Below are 26,612 nucleotides of genomic sequence, written 5' to 3'. Positions count from 1 at the left end.
GCGCCGGCCCCTTGGTCGAGCCCACCGATCTCTAGGGCGCGTCGCCCCGGATCCGCCAGAAGCAGAGGCCCCCGATCCCGAGCGCGAGCACGAGCAGCAGCGCGGTCTCCCGCCACTGCAGCGTCCAGAAGTGGCTCGACGGGTGGAAGGTCACCTGCTGCTCGTAGCCCTCGGCGGCCAGCCGGTCGAAGCACGCCTCCCGCGCCCCCGCCTGGGCGTTCTCCCCCGGCGGCGGTCCCCCGCAGTCGGCCACCCACGCCGGCAGCGTCCGCATCCGCGTCCCGTCGGCGTCCAGCGTGAGGTTGGACAGCTCCCACTCACCGGTCTCGTCGGTGTCGACCTGGATCTGCATCACGTTCTCGATGTCGTCCGCGTCGCCGCTGACCATCAGCGAGGTGAGGTTCTCCTCGGTGATCGGGGTCGTGATCGTCTCGGGCTCGGCGAGGTGCGAGCGCACCATGCTCACGACGAGCAGCTGGGTGGCGACGACGAGCACGAGGGTCACCGCCATCGCCGCGACCGTCCGCCGGATGACGATGCCCGCGAGCACGCCGATCGCCAGCGCCAGCAGCGCGTACCCGACCGGGACGGGCCCGCGCGCGCCGTACAGGGCAGGCTCGATCCGCGAGACCATGAACGACCCCGTGCCGTTGCCGTCCGCGATCGCCCGCTCGATCGGCCCGGCCCACCAGGTCAGCGCCCATGACAGCAGACCGGCGACGACCGCGGTGACCACGGCCGCGCCGAGCAGCTTGAAGGCCAGCCAGCGCGTCCGCGTGACCGACTGGCTCCACGCGAGACGGTGCGTACGAGCCTCCAGCTCGCGTGCGACCATCGGCGCTCCCCAGAAGGCACCCACGACCAGCGACAGGACGTACGCCGCCGCGATGCCGGCGTAGTAGAGCGTGACCTTGAACGTGTCGGCGCTCAGTCCGGTGAGGAACGAGCTCGCCCCGTCCGCCGCCGCGTCCACCAGCGACGGGCCGGTGACGGCGAGGGCCACGAGCAGCAGGGCGACGGCCGCCGCGACGGGGACGGCCTGGAGGCGCAGCTGGCGCCAGGTCAACCAGATCATCGGATCACCTCGACGGTCGGGCGCGGGCGCTCGTACGAGGCGTCGCCGCGCAGGTAGGCGAGCACGAGGTCCTCGAGCCCGAGCGGGGTCGCGTCCCAGGACGGGTCGACCAGGGGTCCGTCGGTGCGGACGACGAAGGTGCTCTGCCGGTCGGTGTGGCTCGCCGTCACGACGTGGTGGCCGGCCGGACCCGCGTCGGACGGGCGCCGGGCACCGGTCATGCGGCGGTGCGACGCCAGCAGGTCCTCGAGGTCGCCCGCGACCCGGACCTGCGAGTCGACCAGCACCACGAGGTAGTCGCAGGCGCGCTCGAGGTCGGAGACGAGGTGCGAGGACAGGACGACGGTCAGGTCCTGCTCGGCGACCGCCTCCATCAGGTCCTGCATGAACTCGCGGCGGGCCAGCGGGTCCAGCGCGGCCACGGGCTCGTCGAGGATCAGCAGCTCCGGACGCTTGCCGATCGCCATCGTGAGCGCGATCTGGGCGCGCTGCCCTCCCGACAGGCTGCCGGTGCGGCGGCGTGGATCGATGCCGAGCCGGTCGATCCGCTCCCGGACCAGCGCGTCGTCCCACCGAGGGTTGAGGTGCGCCCCGAGCCGGAGGTGGTCGGCGACGCTCATCCCCCGGTACGTCGGGGCGTCCTGACTCACGTAGCCGACGCGCGCCTGGTGCGCAGGCCCGGCGGACGGAGGCTCGCCCAGCACGTCGATGCGACCGGCGGTCGGCACGAGCAGCCCGGCGGCGAGGCCGAGCAGCGTGCTCTTGCCGGCGCCGTTCGGGCCGACGAGGCCGACGACACGGCCGGTCGGCAGGTCTAGCGTGCAGTCCTTCAGGGCCCAGTGGCGGCTCCGGCCGTATCTCTTGCCGAGCTCATGCGTTCTCAGTGCTGTGGTCATGCGATGTCCTCCTCGGAGGCGGCCCGAAAGGTGGTCATGAACAGCGCCTCGATGCTCTCGTCGTCGAGGCCGGCGCGGCGGGCCTTGGACAGCCACCGCTGGAGGTCGGTACGCAGCGGCCCGTGCGCCGCCAGCGTGTTGTCGGTGAGGGTCCGGGTGACGAACGTGCCGACGCCCGGCCGCGGTGCCACGAGACCGTCGCGCTCGAGGTCGCGGTAGGCCTTCAGCACGGTGTTGGGGTTGATCGCCAGCTGCCGCGCGACGTCCTTGACGGTCGGGAGCTGGTCACCCTCGGCGAGGAGCCCGAGACGGAGGGCGCGGCGTACCTGCTGCACGAGCTGGAGGTAGGCGGACACGCCCGACCGGGAGTCCAGGTGGAACTCGATCATTCGATACTCCTAATGTGCTACTTGAATAGCACTATAGGACGGCGCCCCGCCGGCCGCAAGAGGCGTTGGAACCGCCCTGCGACACTGGAGCCATGCCGTCCACGCTGCCCGAGGGGGACCCCGTCCCCACCGACGGCTCCCTTCCGCCCGCTTCCCTGGAGGCGCTCGGCGACGCGCCGTTCGGGGCGTACGTGCACGTCCCCTTCTGCGTCACGCGGTGCGGCTACTGCGACTTCAACACGTACACGTCCTCCGAGCTCGGGCCAGGCGCCTCCCACGAGTCGTACGCCGACACCGTGCTGGCCGAGATTGCCCTCGCCGCCCGGGTGCTCGAGCGCGCCGACCGCCCGTTGCCGGAGGTCGAGACCGTGTTCGTCGGCGGCGGCACCCCGACCCTCCTCTCCTCCGACGACCTCGGGCGCATCCTCGAGGGGATCGACAAGACCTTCGGGCTGGCCGAAGGGTACGAGGCGACCACCGAGGCCAACCCCGACAGCGTGACGCCGGAGTCGCTCGCGACCCTGCACTCGCGCGGCTTCACCCGCATCTCGTACGGGATGCAGTCCGCGGTCCCGCACGTGCTGGCGACACTCGACCGCACCCACGACCCGGCGCGGCTGCCGGACGTCGTCCGCTGGGCGCGCGAGGCAGGCTTCGCGCAGGTGAGCGTCGACCTGATCTACGGCACGCCCGGGGAGTCGCTCGCGGACTGGGAGCGTTCGCTCGACACGGCGCTCGCGCTCGTGCCGGACCACGTCAGCGCGTACGCCCTCATCGTCGAGGACGGGACGGCCCTGGCGCGGCGCGTCGCGCGCGGCGAGATCGCGGCACCGGACGACGACCTGATGGCCGACATGTACGCGGCCGCGGATGCGCGCCTGAGCGCGGCCGGGCTCGGCTGGTACGAGCTGTCGAACTGGGCGCGCGACGGGGCCGCCCGGTGCCGCCACAACGAGCTCTACTGGACGGGCGCCGACTGGTGGGGGTTCGGGCCAGGGGCGCACAGCCACGTCGCCGGCACGCGCTGGTGGAACGTCAAGCACCCGGCGGCGTACGCACAGCGGCTCGCCGAGGGACGCTCCCCCGGCCACGGACGTGAGGTGCTCGACGCCGAGACGCGCCGCGTGGAGCAGGTCCTCCTGGAGTCGCGCCTGCGGGACGGGTTGCCGCTCGAGCGCCTCGACGCCGCGGGTCGCGACGCCGTACCAGCGCTCGTCGCCGACGGGCTCGTGGAGACAGCACCGGCCGGGGACGGGCGGCTCGTCCTCACGGTCGAGGGCCGCCTCCTGGCCGACGCGGTCGTACGCCGCCTGCTCCCGTAAGCGCCGCAGCTCGGGTACCCGAGCGGAACGGCACTGACCCGAGCGTGGGCGCTCGGGTCAGCTGGGCTTCGCGCGGGTACCCCACCCTGCGCCACGGGACGGGACGCGATGCGGCACCGACGGCGTACGGACGCGCGAAGGGGCCGCACCCCGGACGGGATGCGGCCCCTCGTGTCGCAACGGTCAGGCGCCGACGTAGAACTCGTCGAGGTACGCGCGGTACTTGTCCTCGACGAACTTGCGCTTGAGCTTGAGGCTCGGCGTGATCTCGCCCTCCTCGACCGACAGGTCGCGGTCGAGGACCTTCCACTTCTTGACGGTCTCCCAGCGGTTGAGCTTGGAGTTGAGCTCGTCGACGTAGCCGGCGATCGCCTTCTCCATCTGGGGAGAGGTCACGATCTCGGCGTACGACTTGCCGGTGAGGCCGTGGTTCTCGGCGAAGAGCGTCGCCGCGTCCGGATCGATCGTGATCAGCGCGGTCACGAAGTTGCGGTTGTTGCCGTGGACGATCATCTGGCTCGCCAGCGGGCACACGCCCTTGAAGACGCCCTCGACGTGCGACGGCGCGACGTACTTGCCGCCCGAGGTCTTGAAGAGGTCCTTCTTGCGGTCGGTGATCCGCAGGAAGCCCTCGTCGTCGACCGTGCCGATGTCACCCGTCGCGAGCCAACCGTCCTCGGTCACCGTGGACGCGGACTCGCTCTCGAGGTTGTGGTAGCCCTGCATGACGCCGGGGCCCTTGATCAGGATCTCGCCGTCCTCGGCGATCTTGACCTCGGTGCCGGGCATCGGCAGGCCGACCGTGCCGAGCTTGTACTGGTCGGGGTGGTTCACGAACGAGCCGGCCGCGCTCTCGGTGAGGCCGTAGCCCTCGAGGATCAGGATGCCGGCGGCCTCGAACCACTCGGCCACCTCCTGCGACAGCGCAGACGCACCGGAGATGAAGAAGCGCACGCGGCCGCCGAAGCGCTCGCGCACCTTGGAGAGCACGATCTTGTCGGCCAGCTTGTACTGGAAGCCGAGAGCGGCCGGGACGGGCTTGCCCTCACGCTCGAGCGCCTTCACCTGGCCCGCGACCTTGGTCGCCCACCGGAAGAGCTTGAGCTTGACGCCGCCCTCCTCCTCCATCATCCCGACGATGCGGCCGTAGGCCTTCTCGAAGATGCGCGGCGCCGCACCCATGAACGTCGGCTTCACGACGGCAAGGTTGTCCACGATCTTGGGGATCGTGCCGTCGACCGCGGTCGGGAAGCCGATCTGCAGCTGCGTCGACAGGAGGACCTTGCCGAAGGAGTGCGCCATCGGGAGCCAGAGGTACTGCAGGTCGTCGATCGTGATGTAGCCGCCCGCGGCGACCGCTGCCCCCTCGTACGTCCAGGAGTCGTGCGTGAGCCGCACGCCCTTGGGACGCCCGGTGGTGCCGGAGGTGTAGATCAGCGTCGCGAGCTGCTCGGGAGTCGTCGCCGCGACCCGGTCCTCGACGACGGACGGCTGCTCGGCGAGGAGCTTCTCACCGAGCTGCTCGAGCTCGGACAGCGTGATGACCCAGTCGCTCTCGTCCTGGCCGTCGAACAGGACGACCCGGCTCACGTCGGGGAGCTCGCTGCGCTTCTCCTGGAGCTTGGCGAGCTGGGTGGCGTCCTCGGCGAAGACGACGCGGCTGCCGGAGTCGGCGAGGATGTAGGCCACGTCCTCGGAGACGGTCGTCGGGTAGACGGTGGTGGTCGCCGCGCCGGCGGCCATGATGCCGAGGTCGGCGAGGATCCACTCGTAACGCGTGCCGGAGGCGATCGCGACGCGCTCCTCGGGCTCGATGCCGAGCGCGATCAGACCCGCGGCGATGCGCGAGACGACCTCGCCGGTCTCGCCCCAGGTGAGGGAGCGCCAGTTCTCACCGACGGGGTAGCGGTATGCCTCGCGGTTGGGGGTCTCGCGGACCCTGGCGAAGAACATCTCGCCGACGTTCTTGGCGCGCTCGTCGACGAACTTCATCTGCTCGGGCGTCGGGGCGTTGGCCATCTGTGGTGCACCTCATCGCTGGGAGTTAAAGGGGTGACGGGGATCACGGGATGGCCGCATCGTACGCGACCCGTGTGACCGGTGGCACGTCCGGCAGACAATCGTTACCGATCAGTACCCCTGGGGCGCGCAAGCGCTCTCTCAGCGGGCGGCGGCAACGTACCGCTCGGCCTTGAGACGGGCCTCCTCCGCGACCGCCGGAGCCTCGAGCAGGCTCGGGAGCAGGGCGCGTTCGGTGGTGAGGGCGCGGAACATCACGCCGACGGTCACGCGGTGCTCGGGCACGTCCGTCACCTCGACCGCGTCGCCGGTCCCGAGCTCACCGGACTCGATCACCCGCAGGTACGCGCCGGGCACTCCGCGCTCGGTGAACCGGCGCACCCACCGCTCCTGGTCGACGAAGCCGGCGAAGACACGGCACGGGATCCGTACCGAGCACACCTCGAGCACCGTCGTACCGATCCTCCAGCGCTCGCCGAGGCGGGCTCCGGTGACGTCCACACCGCGCGTCGTGAGGTTCTCGCCGAACTCCCCCGCACGCAGCTCGCGCCCGATCTCGACGGACCACGCCTCGAGGTCCTCGGCGGCGTACGCGTACACCGCCTTGTCCAGGCCGCCGTGGTGCTCGAGGTCCGCGATCTCGTCGCCGTCGAGCCCGTACGGTCCCACGCGCACCCGCGCGTCCGTCGCGCGCTTGTCGATCGCGCTGCGCTTGAGCGACCCCCACGGGACAGGGCGTACCCGCCCGGTGTTGACCGACTCGACGAACGCACCCATGGCGGCGAGCGTAGTCGGCGCGGAGGCGGCTCCTGCCGCCGCATCAGCCCAGGGCGACCGGCAGCAGTCCTCGTCGCGTCCGCGACGCGATCTCCGCCAGGGCGTCGTCGAGCTCGGGGTACGCAAAGACGAACCCCGACTCCCGCAGCACCCGGGGATCGACCCAGCGGCTCTTGAGCACCAGCTCGGCCTCGGTGCGGATGACGCGGGCCCCCGCCTCGAGGGACCACGCAGGGAGCGGTACGCCGTGCGAGCGGCCGAACGCGCGGCGTACGGCGCGCATCATCGCGGCGTTGGTGACCGGGTGCGGCGACGCCAGGTTGACGGCGCCGCTGATCTCGCGGTGGTCGGCGAGGTGGTCCACGGCCCGCGCGACGTCGTCGACGTGGACCCAGCTGAACACCTGCGCACCGTCGCCCATCGGCCCGCCGAAGCCGAGGCGTGCCAGGTTGATGAACGGGTTCACGGCGCCCCCGCCCGCGCCGAGCACGATCGCCATCCGCAGCGCCACCTTGCGTACCTGAGTCGGCGCGGCGTCCAGCTCGTGCTCCCAAGCCCGGGCCACCGCCACCGAGAAACCCGACCCGAGGTCGCCGGCCGCCTCGTCCATCGGCCGGTCGCGGGCGTCGCGGTAGATCGTGCCGGTGCTCGCGTTGACCCACAGAGCCGGCGGCCGCACCACCCCGGCCAGCACGCGACCGAGCTCTGCCGTGGTCTCGGTGCGCGAGGAGAAGATCGCGTCGGCGTTGCGCTTGGAGTAGCGGCAGCTGACGGACCGGCCGGCGAGGTTCACGAGCAGGTCGCTGCCGTCCAGGACGTCCGCCAGCGCCGTGGCGTCGCCCCAGCATGCGTCGGCGTCCTCCCCACGCCCGATCGTCCTGACCTCGACGCCGGCGGCCCGCCAGGCCGACGTGAGGTGCCGGCCGATGTAGCCCGACGCGCCGGCGACGACAGCAACGCTCCCCTCTCTCATCGCGGAGGCTCCGTCGGCGGGACGAGGGCGACCACGTCGTCCACGAGACCTCTGGCCACCGGGAGCCTCGCGAGGGCGACAGCCTTGGCGACCACGGGCGCGAGCCGGTCCACCAGCGCGCGCGTCCGAACCTGGTCCGGTGAGGCGTCGACGACCCAGTGCAACGTCACGCCGAGGTAGAGGATCCAGAGCAGGGTCGGGAGTCTCCCGCGCAGTCCTCCGGGCACGCGCACCTTGGAGGTCGCGACGACGTGGTCCATGAGCCCGACCGCCATCGACCGCGCGTCCGCCGAGCGTTCCGAGAACGGGCTCGCGTCCGACGAGGCAGGGAGGGCCTGCTGGACGAAGGTCGTCCCGAAGCCGTGGTACGGCGCCATGACGTCCAGGCCCGCGTGGAGGACGACCCGAAGGTTGTCGGCGAGGGACGCCCCGGCGACGAGATCGGCGAGCGCGCGGTCGCGGTGCTCGCGCTGGACCTCGACGTACAGCTCGTGGACCAGCTCGTCCTTGCCCGAGAAGTAGTAGTACGCGTTGCCGAGCGACAGTCCGGCCTCGTCGGCGATCCGGCGCATCGTCGTCGCCTGGTAGCCGGCCTCACGGAACAACGCCAGCGCCGCGGCGACGAGGCGCTCGCGCGTGTCCTTGGCCATCAGGCGTCACCATTTCTGAACATGTTCAGAACGTAGGCTAATTTTCGAACATGTTCAAGATTCCAGCCGCGCAGCTCCGCGCCCTGGCCTTCGCGCTCACCTGGGCCGCCCTCTCCACGGCGCTGTGGATCGCCGGAGTCGCCCGAGAGTCGACGGTCGCGTGGGCGGCGTTCTTGACGCTCGACCTGCCGGCGTACTGCGTGATCACGCTCAGCCAGGTAGCACTGTGGGTCGGAATCGGCACGGTCGAGGGAGTCGTCGGACCCCTGCCCCTTGTCCCGCCACTCGGATTCGTCGGGACTGCGGTCGTCCCGATCACCTTCGCGCAGGGTCTGATGATGGCGGGGGTGTGCGCGCTCGTGCACGGCCGCGCGGACCCGCCTCGAGGGACCGGCTGATGAGCGCAGCGGACGCGCCCGGCTCACAGAGCGACGGTTGAGTGCGCGGAGCGACGGGTGTCCCCGTCGCTCCGTGCACGAAAGCGGCGCTCCGTACGAGGAGGGACTACTTCTTGCCCTTGTCTCCCGAGTCGCCCGTCGACAGTGCCGCCACGAACGCCTCCTGCGGCACCTCGACGCGGCCGACCATCTTCATCCGCTTCTTGCCTTCCTTCTGCTTCTCGAGCAGCTTGCGCTTGCGGCTGATGTCGCCGCCGTAGCACTTGGCGAGCACGTCCTTGCGGATCGCGCGGATGGTCTCGCGGGCGATGACCCGGGCGCCGATCGCCGCCTGGATCGGCACCTCGAACTGCTGGCGCGGGATGAGCTCCTTGAGCTTCTGCGCCAGTGCGACGCCGTAGTTGTAGGCGTTGTCACGGTGCACGATCGCGCTGAACGCGTCGACCGGGTCGCCCTGGAGCAGGATGTCGACCTTCACCAGGTCCGCCGCCTGCTCGCCGGTCGCCTCGTAGTCGAGCGACGCGTAGCCCTTGGTGCGGCTCTTGAGGTTGTCGAAGAAGTCGAAGACGATCTCCGCCAGCGGGATCGTGTAGCGGATCTCCACCCGGTCCGACGACAGGTAGTCCATGCCGAGCAGGGTGCCGCGCCGCGTCTGGCACAGCTCCATGACCGGTCCGATGAAGTCGGTCGGGGTCAGCACGGTCGCCCGCACCACCGGCTCGTACACCTCGGAGATCTTGCCCGTCGGGTACTCGCTGGGGTTGGTGACCCGGTGCTCGCTGCCGTCCTCCATGACGACGCGGTAGACGACGTTGGGGGTCGTCGAGATCAGGTCGAGGTTGAACTCGCGCTCGAGCCGCTCGCGCACGATCTCCATGTGGAGCAGCCCGAGGAACCCGATGCGGAACCCGAAGCCGAGGGCGCCCGACGTCTCCGGCTCGTACTGGAGCGCCGCGTCGTTGAGCTGCAGCTTGTCGAGCGCGTCGCGCAGGGTCGGGTAGTCGTCGCCGTCCATCGGGTAGAGGCCGGCGAACACCATCGGGTTGGGGTGGCGGTAGCCGCCGAGCGCCTCGGTCGCAGGCTTGCTCGCCGACGTGACCGTGTCACCGACGCGCGACTGCCGTACCTCCTTCACGCCCGTGATGAGGTAGCCGACCTCGCCCACGCCGATGCGGTCAGCCTTGGTCGGCTCCGGCGAGATCACCCCGACCTCGAGCATCTCGTGCACCGCGCCGGTCGACATCATCTTGATCTTGTCGCGGTGCGACAGATGGCCGTCGACCACGCGGACGTACGTCACGACGCCGCGGTAGGTGTCGTACACGGAGTCGAAGATCATCGCCCGCGCTGACGTGTCGGGGGTGCCGACCGGGGCGGGGATCTGGTCGACCACCGCGTTGAGCACGTCCTCGACGCCGACGCCCGTCTTGGCCGAGACCCGCAGGACGTCGTCCGGCTCGCAGCCGACGAGGTGCGCCAGCTCCTCGGCGAACTTCTCAGGCTGTGCGCTCGGCAGGTCGATCTTGTTGAGCACCGGGATCACGTGCAGGTCGGCGTCCAGCGCGAGGTAGAGGTTGGCCAGCGTCTGCGCCTCGATGCCCTGCGCCGCGTCGACGAGCAGGATCGCCCCCTCGCACGCGGCCAGGCTGCGGCTCACCTCGTACGTGAAGTCGACGTGCCCAGGTGTGTCGATGAGATTGAGGACGTACGTCGTGCCTGCGTCGTCCCCGGTCGACTTCGTGAACGGGAGGCGCACCGCCTGGCTCTTGATGGTGATGCCGCGCTCGCGCTCGATGTCCATGCGGTCGAGGTACTGGGCGCGCATCGACCGGTCGTCGACGACCCCGGTGTGCTGCAGCATCCGGTCCGCCAACGTCGACTTGCCGTGGTCGATGTGGGCGATGATGCAGAAGTTGCGAAGGATCGCCGGGTCGGTCGCGCCGGGCGAGGGCGCGGACGAGGCGGGAGAGGTCTTGGCCATGGTGCCTCCCATCCTCCCATGACGGGCCAGCGTTCCCGAACGCGTACGCCATCGACCGCGGCGACCCACGATTCGTCCCCGTCGGACCGCAGAAGCGGCCTGAGGACGCGAATCGCACGTCGCCGCGGCGACGCAGCCCCTAGGCTTCGTGGCGTGAACGTGATCCTCAACATCATCTGGCTCGTGCTGAGCGGGATCTGGCTCGCGATCGGCTACACCTTCGCGGGAGTGGTCCTGTGCATCACGATCATCGGCATCCCCTGGGGCATCGCGTCGTTCCGCATCGCCTCGTACGCCCTGTGGCCGTTCGGGCGCACGATCGAGCCCCATCCGACCGCCGGCGTGCCGTCGATGATCGGCAACGTGATCTGGATCCTGCTCGCCGGGTGGTGGCTCGCGCTGGCGCACCTGGTCAGCGGGATCGCGCTCTGCATCACCATCATCGGTATCCCGCTCGGCCTCGCGAACTTCAAGATGGTCCCGATCTCGCTGGTCCCGCTCGGCTACCGGATCGTTCCCGTACGGCGCTGACCCGTTCAGCCGCGTCCGCCACCGCTCGGGAAACCTCCGCCGCCGGGTAATCCTCCCCCGCCGGGGAAGTTTCTGCCTCCGCCGAACGATCCGCCACGTTCCGAGCCAGACGTGTCGCTACCCGGGAGCGCGGCGTCGAGGTCGGCGATCGCCACCTCCTGCCCCGCCTTCAGGCCCTCGGTGACGGCGATCTTCGACCCGCTGATCGCCCCGAGCGTGACGCGGACGCGCGTGGCCTCGCCGTCGTTGCCGACCACGAGGACGGTGCCTGTGGTGTCGGTGAGCCGGGTCACCGCCGACGTCGCGACGGTGACGACGTCCGCGCTGGTCGCCGTCACGAGGGCGACGCTGACGGTCGAGCCCTCGGGGGACGAGAGCTCGCCGTCGATACGGACGGTCACCTGGTACGTCGTGCTGGACGACGTGTTGTCCGACGTCTCCGGCAGGAGGCCGATCTTGGTCACCTCACCGACCACAGGCTCGCCGACGCCCGGCGTGACCGTGGCGCTCTGCCCGACCTGGACCGCGGACAGATCGTCCACCGGCACGCTCAGGTTCGCCGTCGTGTCACCGTCACCGATCAGGACGAGAGCACGGTCCGACGTCGAGACCGAGTCCCCTGCCGCCACGTCGACCGCCATGACCGTCCCGTCGAACGGCGCCGTCAGACTCGCCGCCCCCAGGTCGGCCTTCGCCTGGGCGAGCGACGCCTTCTTCGCGTCGACGTCCGCCTGCGCCGACGCGAGGTCGGCGGCCGTCGCCTCTGTCGCGGTCGACCCGCCCGAGCCACCGGAGCCTGGGGGCACCGACTGGTTCGGTGACGTCTGGTTCGGAGCGGACTCACCGTCGGGAACCGTGCCCTGCGACGGCGCGCCTCCCTGGCCGCTGCCCGTGTCCGGCTTGCTGGTGTCCGGCTTGCTGGTGTCCGGCTTGCTGGTGTCCGGCTTGCTGGTGTCCGGCTTGCTGCCGGAGTCAGGCTTCTCGCTCCCGGAGTCACCGGAGCCCGATCCGTCGGACTCCTCGCCGAGCTGGCCGACAGCCTCGTCGAGGGTGCCGCCGAGCTTCTCGAGGGCCGTCTGCAGCGCGTCCTGCTTGTCGGCGACGACGTCCTGGGCGTCCTGGACGTCCTGGAGCGCCTGCTGGCACGCCGCCGAGAGACCCGACGACGCGTCCGACCCTCCGCCCTCCGCAGGACCCCCGCCGGTCGAATCCTCGTCCGATGCACCGTCGCCGGCCGACTCGTCGCCCGGAGAACCGTCGCTCGTCGTGCCCTCGTTCGCACAGGCAGCCTTCTGGGTCTCGAGCGCGGCGTTGGCGTCGGCGATCGCCTTCGTGGCCGCGCTCTGCGCGGTCTTCACGGCCTCCTGCTCCTTCTCGAGCGCGGCCAGCGTCGCCTCGAGGTCGTCGCTGGTCGATGCCGCCAGACCCACGGAGGCTGTCTGCACGGTGGACGACGCCGTCGACGCCGTGACCGACGCGAGCCGTACGGTCACGTCGGCCGAGGTCGATGCCGTGGACGCGTTCGCCATCCCGGTGACGGCCCGGGTCACGGTGTCGATCTGTCCGTCCTCGACGTCGTCGAGGTAGGCCTTGGCGTCCGCGAGATCAGCCCTGGCCTTGATCACCGCGGTCGTGAGCTCGCGTGTCTCGAGCGTCGCGAGGGTCTGGCCCGCGTCGACCTTCTCGCCGGCCCGGACCTTGACCCGCTTCACCGTGCCGTCCGTCGCGAACACGAGGTCGGACCGGTTGGCAGCGGCGACGGTCCCGTCGTAGGAGACGGTCTGCTCGACGCTGCCCTGTGTCACCTTCGCCGTACGGTAGCGGGCGCCGGACGCGCTCGACGAGGCGACGAACACCCCGACCGAGACCGCTGCGACGGCAGCGACACCCACGGCGGCGCCGCGCTTGCCGACGCGGAAGGTCCGCTTCCCGGCACGCGTGCTCCGCTTGCGCACGCGGGTCACTGCGCGTCCTCGCCCTGGCCGCCCGGACGCCTGCCGAAGCCACCGGCCGTGCACTCACCGTCGACCGCCTGGCTGATCGCGATCGAGGTCGCGGCGACGGCGCCGGTGGGGTCCGACTCGCCCTGGCTGACGACGCAGACCCCGACCTTGAGGTCGTCGGCACCGGCCGCCGTGTTCGTGGTGAAGGTGGTGGCGTCCTCGACCGTCACCTCGACGCTGCGGGTCTCGTCGGACCCGCGCGAGGTCGACTCGACTGTGAAGCCGCTCGCGGACACGGCGGTCACCTCCCCGACGGCGAAGCCGCCAGCCTGCGGGCCGCCCGAGGGTCGGTCGGTCGGCATGTCCGTCGGCATGTCGGTGGGCATGTCCGTCGGCATGTCGGTCGGCAAGTCGCCCGGGGCGCCACCGCCCGGCGCGCCCCCGGGACCGCCCCCGAACCCACCGCCGAACCCGCCGGTGCACTCACCGTCGGCCGGCTGCGAGACCCGGACGCTGGATGCGGTGACGGTGTCGTCGGAACCGTCGCCCATCACGACGACGCACGTCCCCACGCTAACGTCTGAGAGTGAGCCCGCCACCTGCTGGGTGAACGTCGTGCTGCTGGTCCACGAGACGGCGGTCTGGCGATCGGACGACTGCACCTGCGCGGTCGTACCGTCGACGGCCGCGACCTTGCCCGATCCGGGCAGCCCGCCCGGCATCCCCCCGCCGCCGCCACGGGACTGCTCCGACGACTGCTCGGGCTGCGACGCCGCCTGCCTGGCCTGGTCGTCACCGCCGCACGCGCTCAGCGAGAGCACTGCCGCGAGGGCGAGCGCCGACAGCGCGATCGTGCGGGTCGTCGATGGTGTCGTCATGGTTGCTCCAGTCATGGATGGGAAGGTCATTCGTTCCGAAGGGCTTCGATGGGGGTGAGCCGCGCGGCGCGGCTCGCGGGATAGACGCCGAAGCCGATGCCGAGTGCCAGCGAGGTGGCGAGGGCGAGCAGCGTGGCGAGCACGGAGAGCGAGACCGCCTGGTCGATCAGCGGAGGCAGAACCCACGCCCCGACCGTCCCGACGGCGACGCCGATGATGCCGCCGGTGAGTCCGAGGATGGAGGCCTCGACGAGGAACTGACGACCGATCACCGCGGGCGTCGCGCCGAGCGCCTTGCGCAGCCCGATCTCGCGGATCCGCTCGGTGACCGACACCAGCATGATGTTCATGACGCCGATGCCGCCGACGAGCAGCGAGATCGCGGCGACGCCTCCGAGCAGCACCGTGAGCGTCTTGTTCGTCGAGTTCGCGGTCTCGAGCAGCGACTCCTGCGTGGTGATCGTGAAGTCGGCGTCGTCGGTCCCGGTGATGTCGTGCAGGTTGGTGAGCAGCGTCTCGATCTCCTGGTACGCCGCCGACAGCTGGTCGGCCGAGGCCGCCTGCACGTAGATGGAGGAGAGGGTCGTCCCCGTCGAGCCGGTCACCGCGGCGGCCGCGGATATCGGCACCACGGCCGTGTCGTCCTGGCTCGCCTCCGACGACGAGCCGCCCGACGACTCCAGAACACCGATGACCGTGAACTCGGTGCCGTTCACGGTGACGGTCTGCCCGACGGGCGACCCGAACGTGAACAGCTCGCTCGCGGTGTCGGAGCCGATCACCATGACTCTGGCGCCGGACTCCGCCTCGGCCCGGGTGAAGAACCGGCCCTCGTCGACGGTGCGGTTGCGGACGTCGAGCCAGGCGGTCGACGTCCCGACGAGCGAGGTCGTCCAGTTCGTCGTCCCGTTGACCAGCGACGTCGAGCTCGACGTGGTCGGCGCGACGGCCGCCACGTCGGGGGCGACCTGCTCGTCCGTCATCGCCTGCGCGTCGGACAGGGTCAGGGTCGTCGCGGAGCCGAAACCCCCGCGCTGGCCGTCGGTGGTCGAGCTGCCGGGAGAGACGATGAGCAGGTTGCTCCCGAGGGCGTCGATCTGGTCGGCCACCTCGTCCTGAGCCCCCTGGCCGAGGCCGACGGTCAGGATCACCGACGAGACGCCGATGATGATGCCGAGCATCGTCAACGCCGATCGCAGGGCGTGGTGCCGGATCGCCTCCAGCCCGGTACGGAGCGTCTCGGACCAGTTCATGCGAGGCTCCAGCTGGAGGGATCGACACCGTTCCCCTGGACGACGAGGCCGTCGCGGACGACGACCTGTCGGTCGGCTCGGGCGGCGACGTCGTGCTCGTGGGTGATCAGCACGATCGTGCGCCCCATCGCGGACAGCTCGTCGAACAGCGCGAGCACGTCGGCGGTCGACCGCGAGTCGAGGTTCCCGGTCGGCTCGTCGGCCAGCACCATCGCCGGGTCGGTCACCAGCGCGCGGGCGACGGCGACACGCTGCTGCTGCCCACCGGACAGCTCCGTGGGCCGGTGCTCGGCGCGGTCCCCGAGGCCCACGCGCTCGAGCGCGGCGACCGCGCGGCGACGGCGCTCGTCACGGGGCACGCCGGCGTAGACGAGCGGGAGCTCGACGTTGCGCCAGGCAGACAGGCTCGGCAGCAGGTTGAACTGCTGGAACACGAAGCCGATCAGCCGGTTCCGTACGTCGGCGAGCCGCGTCTCGTCCAACGTCGAGACGTCCTCGCCCGCGAGCCGGTACGTGCCGCCGGTGGGCACGTCCAGGCAGCCGAGGATGTTCATCAGGGTCGACTTGCCCGACCCGGAGGGGCCGACCACCGCGACGTACTCCCCCTCCTCGACCTCGAGGTCGACCCCGGCCAGCGCGGCGACCTCGACCGCTCCCGTGGAGTAGATCTTGCGGACGTCGTCCAGCTCCAGCAGCGCGCTCACTGGCCACCACCGGGGAAGCCGCCGCCACCGCTGGGGAATCCGCCCCCGCTGGGCATGCTCGGCATCTCCCCGCCGCCGGGGAATCCGCCACCGCCGGGGAACCCGCCCTGTCCGCCGCTGGTCCCGCCGCTGCGACGCACCGTGGTCTGGGTGTACTGGACGGTGTCCCCCTCCTCGAGGCCGGAGACGATCTCGGTGGTCGGCCCGAAGGCGTCCCCGATCTCGACCTCGGTCTTGGTGGTGCCGTCGTCGGTCACCTTCTCGACGTACGCCTGGTCTCCGTCGGTCTTGATCGCGGCGGTCGGCACGCTCAGCACGCCCTCGCGGGACTCCACGACGATCGAGACGTCGGCGGACGTGCCGGCGTACAGGTCCTTCTGCTCACCGGTGAGCGCGATCGTCACGGGGAACGTCGCGGTGCCGTCGGTGCCGGTCTCGGCGACCTTGCCGACCGTCTGGACCGTGCCGAACACCGCGTCGGCCGCACCGGTCGGGGTGATCTTGGCCTGCATGCCGTCCTTGACCCGCTCAACGTCGGTCGCCGTCACGTCGGCGGTCACGACGAAGGTCTTGGGCGTGATGACGGTGATGGAGCCGGTCGACGCGGAGGTCGACGTCGTGCTCGAGCCGCCTGGTACGGAGCCCGAGGTGCTGCCCGAGCTCGAGCCGCCGGACGAGGACCCGACGTGGTCGCCCTCCTCGACACCGACCGCGGCGACCATGCCCGAGAACGGCGCCCTCAGCACGGCGTCCTCGACCGCCTTCTTCGCGTCCGCGACGTCGGCCTCGGCGCTGGCGACGGCCGCGGTGTTGGCGGCCTGCTGGGCCGCGGACTCGTCGCCGTCGTCCGCCGCGGTCGTCTCGGCAGCGTCGAGCTGCGCGCGGGCCGAGGCCAGCGTGGCCTCGAGCTCCGTGGTGTCGATCCTGGCGAGCTTCGCGCCCTTCCGGACCTCGTCGCCCTCCTCGACGTACACCGTGGTCACGGTGCCCGACGACGAGAACGACAGGTCGGACGACCTCGCCGACTCCAACGTCCCCGAGCCGCTTACCGTGTCCTCGACCGTGGAGGTCGCCACCTCGGCGGTCGTGGTCGAGGCCTGCGCCTGACCGGCGTCCGAGCGGCCGACGTACCACCAGGTCAGAGCCGCCAGGACGACGACTGCGGCCGCGAGCGCCATCCGCCGTCGGCGGGTCCCGAGCACGTTCGCGATCCTCACCATTGCGTTGAGTTCCTCCGTACGAGTGTCGAGTGCCTGGCCCCGTTCCCCGCACGTGAGCGACCTGCCGGTGCAGGTGGCACCCGGCTCCGAACGCCGCGCGTGGTCTGAATCGGTGCGGCGTCGGTGTGGTCGATGGCCCTTGCCCCGGGAGTACATCGACCGCGGTTCAAAGGTGCCTTTGAGGAAGATGTGAGTTTCCTGGCAATCGGTACGCCGCGGCGGCGGCAGGCGGTTTTGGCCCTCCGCGAACCCGCTGATACAGTGGGTGGTCGCGTGTCCGTGTCCGCGCGCGCACCCATCCACTTCGACAGAACAACGAGGCTTGCCCCGTGGCAAACATCAAGTCGCAGATCAAGCGCAACCGGCAGAACGAGCGTGCGCGTGAGCGCAACAAGGCTGTGCGTTCGGAGCTGAAGACCGCCGTCCGACGCTTCACCGAGGCCGTCGACGCCGGCAACAACGACGAGGCGCAGGAGTTCGCGAAGGCAGCGAACCGCAAGCTGGACAAGGCGGCGTCCAAGGGCGTCATCCACAAGAACCAGGCTGCGAACCGCAAGTCGTCGATCGCCAAGAAGGCTGCCGCTCTCTGAGCGTCGCTCCTTCGATCGCCGTGACGGCACCTCCCGACGGGAGGTGCCGTTCGTGCGTCTGGCGCGGGATCGTCGCGCCGGCCGCCGATCGGTCGGTCAGCCGCGCCGCGAACCTGTGACGGCGAGGACCATCCGCTCGAGCGCGTACTCGGGATCCGAGGCGCCCTTGACGTCGAGGTCCGCCTGAGCCACCGCGCCGATGGCGCTCGTGAGGCCGGCGCTGTCCCACCCGCGCAGCTGCGTCCGCAGGCGCTTGAGCCGGAACGGTGGTGCCCCGACCTCGCGCGCGAGCTCGGCCTCGCGAAGGCCCTTGCTGGAGGCCACCCCGTAGCGGGCCAGCGACCGCAGGCCGGACGCGAACGCCGACGTGATGAGGACCGGCGACACGTTGTTGTTGAGCGCCCACCGCAGCTGCTCGAGCGCACGCGCCGTCTCGCCGTCGATCGCGGCGTCGGCGATGTCGAAGCCCTTCACCTCGGCGCGGCCGCCGAAGTACTGGCGGACGAGGTCGAGCGAGATCGGCGCTCGCTTGCCGTCGGCGCCCGTCGCGGCGTCGACGAGCTGGTCGGCCGCCGCGGCGAGCGACCGGAGGTCGTGGCCGACGGCGTCGACGAGGTATCCCGCCGCCTCCTCCGAGATGGACGCGCCGAGCTGCCGGACCTCGCCGGCGACCCAGCGTGAGACCTCCCACGGCTTCGGCGCCGTCGTCGTGACCTCCTGGACCGCCGCGAGCTTGCGCAGCTTGTCGAGGACGCCCTTGCCCTTCTGGCCTCCGCCGTGGGTGAGGACGAGGGCGACATCGGCGGCCGGGGCCGCGCCGTACGCGAGGAGCTCGTCGGAGGCGGTGGCATCGAGGTTCTCGATGCCGCGCACGACCACGGCGCTGTGCACGGAGAACAGCGAGGGACTCGTGAGGGCGGTGAGCTCGCCGGGCCCCACGGACGAGCCCTCGACGTCGGACACCGACACCTCAGGATCCTCGTCGTGGACCTGCGCGAGGGCACGCCTCATCGCACGGTCGGTCAGGAACTCGACCCCGCCGGTGACGAGGAGCACGGTGCTGAACAAGGACGCCATCGTCGCTCAGCATGCCACGTCGCGGCGACACGGAACGGAGCGCCCGGGCGGTCCACGACGACCCGTCACCGCACGACCCCCGTGAGCGTCCCGTCACGCACGACGACGGCCACATCCTGACCGGGGTCGGTCCGCAGCACGGTCGTCCCCGCTGCTCGGAGGAGCGCGAGCGTCTCGGCCGCCGGGTGACCGTACGTGTTGCCCTCACCGGCACTCACCGTCGCCCAGCGAGCCCCGAGACCGGTGAGCCAGGCGGGCTCCTGGTGGGCGCTCCCGTGGTGCGGCACCTTGAGGACGTCGACCGTCAGCCCGGGGTACGCCGCCGCGAGCGCGCGCTGCGCGGGTGGCTCCACGTCGCCGGTGAGCAGGATCCGGACGCCCGCGGTCTCCACGAGCAGGACGACGCTGGCATCGTTGGCGGCCTCCTCCCCCGGCGCCTCGGACTCCGCGGGGACCGACCCGGCGACCGCGCCCTGCGCACCCACCGGCCCGAGGACGGTCAGGCTGACCTCGCCGACGCGCCACCGGTCGCCGACTGCGAGCGTGCGAACCGGGAGGCCCGCCAGGTCGGGGCGGCTCGGGCCGACGCCGACCCACGCGACCGACCTCCGCCGGACGACTCCCGCGAGCCCGTCGACGTGGTCGGCGTGGGCGTGCGTCACCACGAGGGCCGGGACCGCCCTGATCCCGAGGTCGCGCAGGCAGCGGTCGACCGGTCTCGGGTCGGGCCCGGCGTCGACGACCACGGCGGATCCCTCGCCGGCGCGCAGGACGGTCGCATCGCCCTGCCCGACGTCGCAGGCGACCATCACCCATCCGCGGGGCGGCCATCCCGGGCTGGGCGGGGCGACCGCGAGCACGGCGATCACCCCGCAGGAGAGAGCCATGATCACGGGACGGCGCAGAAGGCGGTGCCCGGTCGCCGCGACGACGATGCTCACGACAACGAGCACGCCCACCGTCACCGGACCGTCACCGACGGTCGCCGCGGCGCCGGGGACGTCGGCCGCTCGGCGTCCGACGAGGACGATCCACCCGGCCGGGACCGCCGTGAGGAGGCCGACGGCTCCTCCGAGGGGTGCCCACACGAGCCCGACCAGCCCGCCTGACAGCCCGAGCACGGTCGCCGGTCCGACCGCAGGGGCCACGAGAAGGTTGGCGAGCACCGCGACCACCGAGACCTCACCGGAGAGCGCCGCGACCGGTGCCGTGCATGCGAGCTGTGCGGCGGCCGGGACGGCGATCGCCTCGGCGAGCCAGCGCGGCATCCAGCGGCCGAGGGCGTCGCGCCAGACGGGGGCGAGGAGCAGGATCCCACCCGTGGCGACCGCCGAGAGCAGGAACCCGGCCGAGGTGGCCAGCCACGGGTCGAGGAGGACGACCGCGACGACTGCCCAGGCGAGGCAGCGCACGCCGCGCGAGCGTCCGCCCGTGCTCAGCCCCGCCACTCCGACCAGGCCCATCACGGCCGCCCGCACCACGGACGGCTCGGGCCGCGCCAGCAGGACGTAGCCGACGGTGGCGAGGACCGCGAGGAGGACCCTCGCGCGAGGCCCGGCACCGAGGGGACGAGCGAGGGCGAGGAGGAAGCCGACGAGGAGCGTGAGGTTGGTGCCGGAGACCGCGAGGAGGTGGGTGAGGCCGCTCGTCCGGAACGCGTCGCGGAGGTCCTCCCCGAGAGCGTGGTCGTCCCCGTGGACCAGCGCGGGCACCAGCGCCGAGACGTCCGCTCCACGGGAGGCGACCGAGGCGCTGACGGCCGCGCGCACCGCCCCGGCTCCGTCCCACACCATGCCGGGTCGCCGCCTGGTCGGGGGCGCACCGCCGAGGCCGACAGCGTCGCGGCCTCGGCCGTGCCGTCGGCCGGTCCGAGGCGCCCGACGACCTCCACCTCCTCGCCGACCCGCACCGGCGGTGCTTCGCCTCGTAGGAAGACGACGACGGGCGCGCGCAGCGTGAGTGCCGCGCCGCGAGCCTCGACGCGGACGACGGTCGCCGAGAAGACGGTGGTCGTGCCGAAGGCGCCCTCGACGGCGCGTGGGTCGGTCGTCACCCGTGCCACGACGCGCGCCGTCGCTCGCTCCTGCGCGAGCTCGGCCACCGCCGACCGACGATGGGCTTCCGCCCGGAGCACGCCGAGCGCGACCGCCGCGAGCAGCAGCGTCGCCACGAGGGCGATCCACGGAGTCCGGCTCCGCAGCGCGGGCAGCGCACGCTGGAGGGCGAGGAGGACGACGACCCCCGTCGTGGTGACGCCGAGCGCGGGGGCCGGGTCGAGCCGGGTGGCCAGCACGGCACCGGCCCAGGCCGCTAAGGCGGGACCGATCATGCGGAGGTCGACGCCGTCCTTCGGCGTCCCCGCGACCTCCGCCGGCGCCGGCGCCGACGAGGACGCCGACGGCAGCGGCGAGGGCCCCGCGGGGGACGGCGTCACGAGCCCGTCAGACGGTGACGAGGTCGCGCAGCCGCGCGAGTGTCGCGTCGCCGATGCCGCGGACCTCCAGCAGCTCCTCCACCGTCGTGAACCGCCCGTGCTCGGTGCGCCAGTCGAGGATCGCCTGAGCGGTCACCGGGCCGACCTGCGGCAGCGTGTCGAGCTGCTCGAGCGTGGCGGTGTTGAGGTTGACCGGTCCTCCCGTCGTCGCGCCCGCGCCGGACCCGCCCGGGCTCCCTCCCGTCGGGCTCGCTCCGGGCAGCCCCGTCACGGCGGGGAGCCCGACCACGATCTGCTCGCCGTCGACGAGCACACGCGCCAGGTTGACCGACGTGAGGTCGGTGCCACGCCGTGCTCCCCCGGCTGCGGTGATCGCGTCCGCGACACGGGAGCCAGCGGACAGCGTGACGATGCCGGGTCGGCGGACCCGTCCGGCGACGTCCACGACCACCTCGCCGGCCGCCGTCGTCGCGGCCACGCTCGGCACGGCAGAACCCGCGGTGGCACCGCCGGACCCCACTGCCTCCGCCCCCGCCGAGCCGCTCCCGGCGACTGGTGCGGCAGGCTCGGCGACGACGGCCTCCGGCTGTGCCCGCAACACCCACCAGGCCGCCCCCGCCGCGGCAAGGAGCACGACCAGCAGGGCGACCCCGACGTGGCGGCCCCGGACCCCGTCGCCCAGCACTCCGAGCGACCGGCTCAGCGGCGACGGCGCGTCGGCCCACGCACGTGGCGGGCGCGACGCGAGGCCGCCTGAGCGGTGGCGTCCCCAGCTCGCGTCGGCCTCGTCGCCGGTGACCGCGACGAACGGACGGCGTGCACGCGCCGGTGCGCCTCGCGCGGGCAGCTCGGCTGCGGGAAGCATCCCACCCGGCCAGGGCCCGAGCCCGTCCTCGTCGAGGTCGTCCCCGAGCTCGTCGAGCGCGTCGCCGAACGGCTCGTCGTCGGCGACGGCGGTGCCGCGGCCGCCCACCTCGCGTGCGAGCAGCTCGAGCCGTCGCAGGGCTGCCTCGTTGCTCTTTCCGCCGCCTCGTGGGTCCACGCCGGAACGCTACGACGTCTGCGCGACGCCGCGCGGCGCTCGGACGCCGACCTGTGGACGACGACGGCGAAGGAGAGCCTGGGGACGAAGGGAGGTCCGTGGCGGACCGCCCCGCGTCCCCAGGCACATCATCCGTGGTTACGGATCGACCGTGACCTCGCACGTGAGGGTCACGCTCGGATCGGTCGGCGGAAGGTCGCCGACGGTGACAGACCCGTCACCGCCCGCCCCCGTCGTACCGCTGACCACGTTCCCGTCGGCGTCGGTGCACACGATCGACGACGCAGTCCCGCCGACGACCTGCGAGTCGACCGACACCGTCACGTCGGTGAGCGGCGTGTTGTGGAAGCTGACCGCCACCTCGTTGCCGTCACCGCACGTCGAGACCGCGCTCACCGTGACGCCCTGCGGCGCGTTGGCTGCGTAGCCCGCAGGGGTGTCCTCGGTGACCGTGTAGTCGCCGAACAGCAGTCCGTCGACGCAGGCCGTGCCGTCGGCACCCGTCGTCACCGTGGTGTCGACCCCGGTGCCGGTCACGGCGAAGTCGACGCCGGCGTGCGGGTGGTCGCCCGGACCGTCGGCGGCGTGCTTGCGCGTCTTCGTGATCTCGATCGCCCCGGTGCGGAGATCGTTGACGTACGTGCAGTCGACCGTGTCAAGCGGTTTCAGGTCGAACGAGACCGTCGCGCCGTTGATCTGGATCGTCGTCCCGTGCGTCGTGTCGGACGCCTCGCACGTGACCTCGTCCAGGTCGAAGGTCGGACCGGGATCGTCCTCGGTGACGGTGTACTGCCCCGCGAACACCTCGCCGCCGTAGTCCTGCGCGTCGCCGTCCTTCAGGGAGAAGGTGCTCGGCGAGAGGCCTCCGGTGGTGGCGTAGGTGAAGGTGGAGTCCGTCGGGTCGGGGCTCGGGTCGGTCGCCTTGCGGATCACGACGCGGCCGCAGTTGGTGATGTTGATCTCGCCCGGACCGACCAGGTCCTTCATCTGCGCCTGCGCCGAGTTGCCGGAGGAGCGGCTCACGCCGAACGCGCTGCCGAAGGCGACGCACTCCGAACCGGTGAACACGCCGGCGTCGGTCAGGTTGATCCCGGCCTCACCGAACTCGTTCACGCCCAGCGTCTCCGGCGACGGTGCGATCTGGTCGCTGACAGGACCGACGAGCGAGGTGTTGACGCGTGCCTCGGCGAACCCGAGCGCGGTGAGGTCCGTCGCCGGCCCCCAGCACGGCGGTGCGCTGCTGCCGACCTCGCAGCTGCCCGAGGTCACCCAGCGCCGCAGCGTCAGCCGCGGAGTGTCCGCGGAGCCGCCCTCGAAGTCGTACACGATCAGCATGTCACCGGCGGTACGCCGGACGAGGCCGTCCGACGACCCTCCGCACGCCGTCTCGCCCTGGTTGAACTCGAAGCCGACGTGGGCGGAGGGCGACGTGGTGTTCTGCTTGATGCGGGCCCAGGCGAGCGTGAGGAAGATGTCGCCGCCGACGGTGTTGCTGCCGACGTAGATCCGCTTCAGGTCGTCCTTGTTCGGCGCCTTGCCGGCACCCACGACGGCGCAGTCGTCGTCCTGCTTGACACCACCGGCGAAGGCGGTGTCGGACGTCGTGGCCTGGGCGTCCTCCAGCCCGGTCAGGGCCCAGCCGCTCGCGACCGTCTTCTGGGTCGTCCGGTACGGCGCGGTGCCCGTCCAGACCGTCGGCGCGAAACCGTTCCAGTCGAACGTCGAGTTGACGGCGAGGTTGCCGTCGGCCGCCTCGAACCCGGAGTCGCTGGTGACCGTTCCGGAAGCGGGCACGCTCAGACCCAGGCTCACCAGACAGAGGAGCGCACCGAGGACGAGCCAACGGTAAGGGCTCCTCCTCGACTCTCGCGCGTGATCGAACATGGTTCCCCCCTACGAGAAGTCCACAGTCGACCCGAGTGGGCCGACTGGGCCCACGAGGCGGCGTCACGGCCGAGCTCCGCCCGTCACACCGTGTTCCGATCACCGAAACTATGACCGCCTTGCGGTGAATTAGGGGCGTTTGCGGAACTCCGCAGCGGCGATTGCGATCAGACGTCGACCGGTGGCCGGCCGGACACCGTCACCGCGAGGAGACCCGGGCCGACGTGGGCCCCGATCACCGCGCCGACCTCCATCACGTCCACCGTGGAGAGCCCCAGCGACTCCCCCAGCCGGTCGGCGAGCGACCGCGCCTGCGCGTCGGCGTCGAGGTGCTGCACCGCCACGTCCACCCGGTCGCCGTGGCTGGCCGCGGCCTGTGCCGTCAGCTCCTCGAGCCGGGCGATCGCGCGCGCCGACGTGCGTACCTTCTCGATCGGGCGCACCTGGCCGTCCTGGACCCCGAGGATCGGCTTGACCGACAGCGCGGACCCCAGCAGGGCCGACGCCGTCCCGATCCGGCCGCCGCGGCGCAGGTGCTCGAGCGTCGCCACGTAGAAGTACGTCGTGGCCCGCTCGGATCGGTCGCGCGCCGCCTTCGCGACGTCGTCGGCGGACTCCCCCGCGTCGCGCGCGTCGGCCGCCGACAGCACCGCGTACCCGGTCGCCATCCCGACCTGGAGGCTGTCGACGCAGCTCACCGGGACCGCGCAGTCCTGGGCCGCCATCTGAGCGGACTCGAACGTCGCGGACACGCGGGAGCTCAGGTGGATCGAGACGATCGCCTCGGCACCCCGGTCCACCAGGTCGGCGTACGTCCGGGCGAAGCGCTCCGGAGAAGGACGCGAGGTGCTGACGGCACGGCCGGCCCGCAGCGCCCGGGCCAGGTCCTCGGGCGTGACGTCGATGCCCTCGGTGTACGAGCGGGCGTCCACCACCACCTCGAGCGGGACGACCGTCACCTCGCGCGCCGACGCCAAGTCGGCCGGCAGCGAGGCCGTGGAGTCGGTCACGATGGCGAGGGTCATGGGGCGAGACTAGTCGGAGTCGGGCGTGGTAGCGGTTGCTCGTGCCGGCGGCGCCGACGTCGGGGTCCCGCCGACGACGTGGGCGCTCCCGCCTGCGACCCCGATCATCCGTACGAGGCGATGTGATCGTTAACAGAACCGCCCATTCTGGACATGCTTCGCCGGGGCAGCCGGGACGGCGACGCTGCAGAGAATCCGGCCCGCCCGGCCCGGCGACTCCCTCAAGAAGGCTCTGAGAGCGCGACCGAGCTCATCGCGATATGCGCCTCCGACCTGCGACGATGCGACGCCGATCGGTGTCGCCGCGATCCGGACGGACGTCGCAGGCGTCACGGACGGGGCCCACGACACCTCCGGAGAAGATGTGCCATCCCCCTTGACGCCCGGAAATGTGAACGTTAACAATTCTCTCCATCGATGTGGCGCCCGTCACGTCGAGGACCGGGGAGCAGTTGTCCGCCTGCGACCCACGCCCCGCACCGGACCCGGTGCCGGGCTCCGTAGACGGAGGAACCTCATGTTCAGGAGAGTGAGCGCAGCCGCCGTCGGCGCCGTGCTCGTCGGGACCCTCGCCGCGTGCGGGAGCGGCGGAAGCAGCGACGCGTCGGACGACGACGACAGCATCACCATGGGCTTCGCCCAGGTCGGTGCCGAGAGCGGTTGGCGGACCGCCAACACCCAGTCCATCAAGGACACCGCGGAGGCCGAGGGTGTCACCCTCAAGTTCTCCGACGCCCAGCAGAAGCAGGAGAACCAGATCAAGGCCATCCGGTCCTACATCCAGCAGAAGGTCGACGTCATCGCCTTCAGCCCCGTGGTGGAGACCGGCTGGGACACGGTCCTCCAGGAGGCCAAGCGGGCGAAGATCCCCGTGATCCTCACCGACCGCTCCGTCGACTCCGACGACACCTCGCTGTACGAGACGTTCCTGGGGTCGGACTTCGTCCTCGAGGGAGAGAAGGCCGGCGACTGGCTGGTCGAGAACGCCGACGAGGCCGACACCGACAAGGACGGCAAGATCAACGTCGTCCAGCTCGAGGGGACGACCGGGGCCGCCCCCGCGATCGACCGCGCCGAGGGCTTCAAGGAGAAGATCGGCGCCGACCCGAGGATCGAGGTCGTCGCCTCGCAGACCGGCGACTTCACCCGTGACGGGGGCAAGAAGGTCATGGAGTCCTTCCTCAAGTCCCAGCCCGACATCGACGTCGTCTACGCCCACAACGACGACATGGGACTCGGGGCCATCGAGGCCATCGAGGCTGCCGGGAAGAAGCCCGGCACGGACATCAAGATCATCACCGTCGACGCCGTCAAGGACGGGATGACCGCCCTGGCGGAGGGGAAGATCAACTTCATCGTCGAGTGCAACCCGCTTCTCGGCCCCCAGCTGATGGACCTCGCCGAGAAGGTCGTGGCGGGAGAAGAGGTGCCCGAGCGCGTGGTCACCGAGGAGGCGACCTTCGACCAGGAGCAGGCCAAGGCTGCTCTACCCGACCGCCAGTACTGACGGGAACGCCGCGGCCGTGGCGCCGGGGCCCGCTCTCGAAGCGG

Annotated in this window: 24 protein-coding genes; 6 read left to right on the top strand and 18 right to left on the bottom strand. The window is 71.6% G+C overall.

Annotation, left to right across the window (positions count from 1 at the left end; genetic code table 11):
* Positions 1–31 precede the first annotated feature (31 nt).
* Genes ACQSSQ_RS06880 through ACQSSQ_RS06870 form a run of 3 tightly spaced genes read right to left on the bottom strand, consistent with a single transcriptional unit; the run spans position 32 to position 2,360 of the window.
* On the bottom strand, positions 32–1,075 hold the full coding sequence (locus ACQSSQ_RS06880; RefSeq protein ID WP_431326291.1) for an ABC transporter permease subunit: 1,044 nt from the start codon (positions 1,073–1,075) through the stop codon (positions 32–34).
* Positions 1,072–1,971, bottom strand: coding sequence for an ABC transporter ATP-binding protein (locus tag ACQSSQ_RS06875; protein ID WP_431326290.1), 900 nt, complete (start codon positions 1,969–1,971; stop codon positions 1,072–1,074). Before ACQSSQ_RS06875 ends, ACQSSQ_RS06880 begins: the two co-directional genes overlap by 4 nt.
* Positions 1,968–2,360, bottom strand: coding sequence for a GntR family transcriptional regulator (locus ACQSSQ_RS06870; RefSeq protein WP_431326289.1), 393 nt, complete (start codon positions 2,358–2,360; stop codon positions 1,968–1,970). The genes ACQSSQ_RS06875 and ACQSSQ_RS06870 overlap by 4 nt, the downstream gene beginning before the upstream one ends.
* 92 nt (positions 2,361–2,452) lie before the next feature.
* Between ACQSSQ_RS06870 and hemW the strand changes: the two genes are divergently transcribed.
* Positions 2,453–3,682, top strand: coding sequence for a radical SAM family heme chaperone HemW (gene hemW, locus ACQSSQ_RS06865; RefSeq protein ID WP_431326288.1), 1,230 nt, complete (start codon positions 2,453–2,455; stop codon positions 3,680–3,682).
* Between the two features lie 183 nt (positions 3,683–3,865).
* Here hemW and ACQSSQ_RS06860 read toward each other — a convergent pair whose 3' ends face one another.
* From ACQSSQ_RS06860 to ACQSSQ_RS06845, 4 genes are all read right to left on the bottom strand, one after another.
* The gene (locus tag ACQSSQ_RS06860) at positions 3,866–5,701 is read right to left on the bottom strand and encodes an AMP-dependent synthetase/ligase (RefSeq protein ID WP_431326287.1); all 1,836 of its coding nucleotides are present in this window, start codon (positions 5,699–5,701) and stop codon (positions 3,866–3,868) included.
* A gap of 141 nt (positions 5,702–5,842) precedes the next feature.
* Positions 5,843–6,478 carry an MOSC domain-containing protein gene (locus ACQSSQ_RS06855; RefSeq protein WP_431326286.1) on the bottom strand — a complete coding sequence of 212 codons (636 nt, stop codon included), beginning with the start codon at positions 6,476–6,478 and terminating at the stop codon, positions 5,843–5,845.
* Positions 6,479–6,521: 43 nt separating this feature from the next.
* Positions 6,522–7,451 carry a TIGR01777 family oxidoreductase gene (locus ACQSSQ_RS06850; protein ID WP_431326285.1) on the bottom strand — a complete coding sequence of 310 codons (930 nt, stop codon included), beginning with the start codon at positions 7,449–7,451 and terminating at the stop codon, positions 6,522–6,524.
* Positions 7,448–8,101 (bottom strand): TetR/AcrR family transcriptional regulator, encoded by a 654-nt coding sequence (locus ACQSSQ_RS06845; protein WP_431326284.1) that lies wholly within the window; start codon positions 8,099–8,101, stop codon positions 7,448–7,450. The genes ACQSSQ_RS06850 and ACQSSQ_RS06845 overlap by 4 nt, the downstream gene beginning before the upstream one ends.
* A gap of 50 nt (positions 8,102–8,151) precedes the next feature.
* On the opposite strand from ACQSSQ_RS06845, the gene ACQSSQ_RS06840 reads away from it, so the two are divergent.
* Positions 8,152–8,499, top strand: a complete 348-nt coding sequence (locus ACQSSQ_RS06840; protein WP_431326283.1) for a hypothetical protein — start codon at positions 8,152–8,154, stop codon at positions 8,497–8,499.
* A gap of 106 nt (positions 8,500–8,605) precedes the next feature.
* Here the strand turns inward: ACQSSQ_RS06840 and lepA are convergent, their stop codons facing one another.
* Positions 8,606–10,480, bottom strand: a complete 1,875-nt coding sequence (gene lepA / locus ACQSSQ_RS06835; protein WP_431326282.1) for a translation elongation factor 4 — start codon at positions 10,478–10,480, stop codon at positions 8,606–8,608.
* Positions 10,481–10,633: 153 nt separating this feature from the next.
* Here lepA and ACQSSQ_RS06830 point away from each other — a divergent pair, with 153 nt between their 5' ends.
* The gene (locus tag ACQSSQ_RS06830; protein ID WP_431326281.1) at positions 10,634–11,011 is read left to right on the top strand and encodes a YccF domain-containing protein; all 378 of its coding nucleotides are present in this window, start codon (positions 10,634–10,636) and stop codon (positions 11,009–11,011) included.
* A 5-nt stretch (positions 11,012–11,016) separates the two neighbouring features.
* Here the strand turns inward: ACQSSQ_RS06830 and ACQSSQ_RS06825 are convergent, their stop codons facing one another.
* From ACQSSQ_RS06825 to ACQSSQ_RS06805, 5 genes are read right to left on the bottom strand one after another with little or no spacing between them, the layout of a single operon-like run.
* Positions 11,017–12,975 (bottom strand): permuted SH3 domain-containing protein, encoded by a 1,959-nt coding sequence (locus ACQSSQ_RS06825; protein ID WP_431326280.1) that lies wholly within the window; start codon positions 12,973–12,975, stop codon positions 11,017–11,019.
* Positions 12,972–13,832, bottom strand: coding sequence for a hypothetical protein (locus tag ACQSSQ_RS06820; protein ID WP_431326279.1), 861 nt, complete (start codon positions 13,830–13,832; stop codon positions 12,972–12,974). Before ACQSSQ_RS06820 ends, ACQSSQ_RS06825 begins: the two co-directional genes overlap by 4 nt.
* 26 nt (positions 13,833–13,858) lie before the next feature.
* Complete coding sequence (locus tag ACQSSQ_RS06815) at positions 13,859–15,085, bottom strand: ABC transporter permease (RefSeq protein ID WP_431326278.1); 1,227 nt, start codon at positions 15,083–15,085, stop codon at positions 13,859–13,861.
* Complete coding sequence (locus ACQSSQ_RS06810; RefSeq protein WP_431326277.1) at positions 15,082–15,789, bottom strand: ABC transporter ATP-binding protein; 708 nt, start codon at positions 15,787–15,789, stop codon at positions 15,082–15,084. Before ACQSSQ_RS06810 ends, ACQSSQ_RS06815 begins: the two co-directional genes overlap by 4 nt.
* Positions 15,786–16,991, bottom strand: coding sequence for an efflux RND transporter periplasmic adaptor subunit (locus ACQSSQ_RS06805; protein ID WP_431326276.1), 1,206 nt, complete (start codon positions 16,989–16,991; stop codon positions 15,786–15,788). Before ACQSSQ_RS06805 ends, ACQSSQ_RS06810 begins: the two co-directional genes overlap by 4 nt.
* A 347-nt stretch (positions 16,992–17,338) precedes the next feature.
* Between ACQSSQ_RS06805 and rpsT the strand changes: the two genes are divergently transcribed.
* Positions 17,339–17,599, top strand: coding sequence for a 30S ribosomal protein S20 (gene rpsT / locus ACQSSQ_RS06800; protein WP_431326275.1), 261 nt, complete (start codon positions 17,339–17,341; stop codon positions 17,597–17,599).
* A 96-nt stretch (positions 17,600–17,695) separates the two neighbouring features.
* Here the strand turns inward: rpsT and holA are convergent, their stop codons facing one another.
* On the bottom strand, positions 17,696–18,676 hold the full coding sequence (gene holA, locus ACQSSQ_RS06795; RefSeq protein ID WP_431326274.1) for a DNA polymerase III subunit delta: 981 nt from the start codon (positions 18,674–18,676) through the stop codon (positions 17,696–17,698).
* 65 nt (positions 18,677–18,741) lie between these two features.
* Entirely contained in the window at positions 18,742–20,469 is a 1,728-nt protein-coding gene (locus ACQSSQ_RS06790) for a ComEC/Rec2 family competence protein (protein ID WP_431326273.1), read from the bottom strand.
* Positions 20,470–20,789: 320 nt separating this feature from the next.
* Here ACQSSQ_RS06790 and ACQSSQ_RS06785 point away from each other — a divergent pair, with 320 nt between their 5' ends.
* Positions 20,790–20,990 (top strand): hypothetical protein, encoded by a 201-nt coding sequence (locus ACQSSQ_RS06785; RefSeq protein ID WP_431326272.1) that lies wholly within the window; start codon positions 20,790–20,792, stop codon positions 20,988–20,990.
* Between the two features lie 127 nt (positions 20,991–21,117).
* On the opposite strand, the gene ACQSSQ_RS06780 is transcribed toward ACQSSQ_RS06785, so the two are convergent.
* From ACQSSQ_RS06780 to ACQSSQ_RS06770, 3 genes are all read right to left on the bottom strand, one after another.
* The gene (locus ACQSSQ_RS06780) at positions 21,118–22,152 is read right to left on the bottom strand and encodes a ComEA family DNA-binding protein (RefSeq protein ID WP_431326271.1); all 1,035 of its coding nucleotides are present in this window, start codon (positions 22,150–22,152) and stop codon (positions 21,118–21,120) included.
* 138 nt (positions 22,153–22,290) lie between these two features.
* Positions 22,291–23,946: a prealbumin-like fold domain-containing protein gene (locus ACQSSQ_RS06775; protein ID WP_431326270.1), complete on the bottom strand. Its 1,656-nt coding sequence runs from the start codon at positions 23,944–23,946 to the stop codon at positions 22,291–22,293.
* Positions 23,947–24,203: 257 nt separating this feature from the next.
* Positions 24,204–25,061, bottom strand: coding sequence for a DegV family protein (locus tag ACQSSQ_RS06770; RefSeq protein ID WP_431326269.1), 858 nt, complete (start codon positions 25,059–25,061; stop codon positions 24,204–24,206).
* 517 nt (positions 25,062–25,578) lie between these two features.
* Here ACQSSQ_RS06770 and ACQSSQ_RS06765 point away from each other — a divergent pair.
* Complete coding sequence (locus tag ACQSSQ_RS06765; RefSeq protein ID WP_431326268.1) at positions 25,579–26,568, top strand: ABC transporter substrate-binding protein; 990 nt, start codon at positions 25,579–25,581, stop codon at positions 26,566–26,568.
* Positions 26,569–26,612 lie beyond the last annotated feature (44 nt).

This window comes from Mumia spirodelae (assembly GCF_050632745.1).
In the GTDB taxonomy this organism is placed as follows: Bacteria; Actinomycetota; Actinomycetes; order Propionibacteriales; family Nocardioidaceae; genus Mumia.
This window is presented reverse-complemented; position numbering and strand designations above follow the sequence as displayed.